This is a genomic window from Arthrobacter sp. BE255 (assembly GCF_031457335.1).
Taxonomy (GTDB): Bacteria; Actinomycetota; Actinomycetes; order Actinomycetales; family Micrococcaceae; genus Arthrobacter.
On sequence record NZ_JAVDWK010000035.1, the window covers coordinates 1 to 1,537 of the forward strand.

2 protein-coding genes are annotated in these 1,537 nt (G+C 67.2%); both read left to right on the forward strand.

Annotation, left to right across the window (positions count from 1 at the left end):
* Window positions 1-759: cupin domain-containing protein (locus tag J2X42_RS23310; RefSeq protein ID WP_310168505.1), on the forward strand; the 759-nt coding region annotated here is incomplete at its 5' end.
* Window positions 756-1,537 (forward strand): fumarylacetoacetate hydrolase family protein (locus tag J2X42_RS23315; protein WP_310168506.1); only part of this gene is annotated, 782 nt, incomplete at its 3' end. The genes J2X42_RS23310 and J2X42_RS23315, both read left to right, overlap by 4 nt.

Here is a 1,537-nt window from a genome sequence, read left to right on the forward strand (position 1 = left end):
CAGAACGCGTTCCGTTTCGTGGTCGAGGGCGAGGGTGTGTGGACGGTGGTGAACGGGGACCCTGTGGCCATGCGCCGCGGGGATTTCCTGCTGACTCCGGGCTGGAACTTCCACGGCCACCATAACGACACCGACTCCCCGATGGCCTGGATTGACGGGCTGGACATCCCGTTTGTGCATTACGCCGATGCGGGGTTCTTCGAGTTCGGCACCGAACGGGTCACGGACGAGGCCACCCCGGACATTTCCCGCTCCGAGCGGCTTTGGGCCCACCCGGGCCTGCGGCCGCTGTCCGGGCTGCAGGACACGGTCAACTCCCCGATCGCGGCGTACCGGTGGGAACACACCGACGCCGCACTGACCGAGCAGCTGCTGCTGGAGGACGAGGGCCACCCGGCCACCGTCTCCCAGGGCCACGCCGCCGTCCGGTACACGAACCCGACCACCGGCGGGGACGTGATGCCCACCATCCGTGCCGAATTCCACCGCCTCCGCGCCGGAGCGTCCACCGAGCCGGTCCGCGAGGTCGGTTCCAGTGTCTGGCAGGTCTTCGACGCCACCGGCACCGTGACCCTGAACGGCGAAACCCGCGAGCTGGCGAAGGGTGACCTGTTCGTCGTCCCGTCCTGGCAGGAATGGTCCCTGCAGGCAGGGACCGATTCCGACGCGGGGTTTGACCTGTTCCGGTTCAGTGACGCCCCGATTTTTGAACGCCTGAACTTCAACCGCACCTACACCGAAGGACGCAAGAACGCATGAGACTCCTCACCCTCCGCCTGAACAACGGCAGCAACGGCCAGAGCACGACGGCGGTGCGCCAGGACGGCGAAACCCTCACCGAAATTCCCGGGTTCGCCGACGTCGGGGCCCTGCTGCAGGACCCGTCTTGGGAAGCCACCGCTGCGGCGGCCGACGGCGCCACCCATGCCCTGGACGGCGCGGACCTCGCCGCCGTCGTCCCGTCCCCGGGGAAGATCATCTGCGTGGGCCATAACTACCGCAACCACATCAAGGAAATGGGGAGGGAGGTCCCGGAGTACCCCACGCTGTTTGCCAAGTACGCCGAATCCCTGATCGGCCCCCATGACGACCTCGCGCTGCCGCAGGAATCGGACGCAGTGGACTGGGAGGCCGAACTCGCAGTGATCATCGGCAAACCCGGCCGCCGCATCCCCGAAGCCCAGGCAGCCGAGCACATCGCCGGGTACGCGGTCCTGAACGACGTGTCCATGCGGGATTACCAGTTCCGCACCGTCCAGTGGCTGCAGGGCAAAACCTGGGAAAAGTCCACCCCGTTCGGCCCGGCCCTGGTCACGAAGGACGAATTCACCGGCGGCCTGATGACCTCCGCCGTGGACGGCGAGACCCAGCAGTCCACCCCCACCAACGACGTGGTCTTCACCCCCGAATTCCTGGTCTCCTATATCTCCACGATCATCACCCTGAACCCGGGGGATGTGATCGCGACCGGCACCCCGGGCGGGGTGGGCCACGCGCAGGACCCCAAGCGGTACCTGCAGGACGGCCAGGTCCTGGT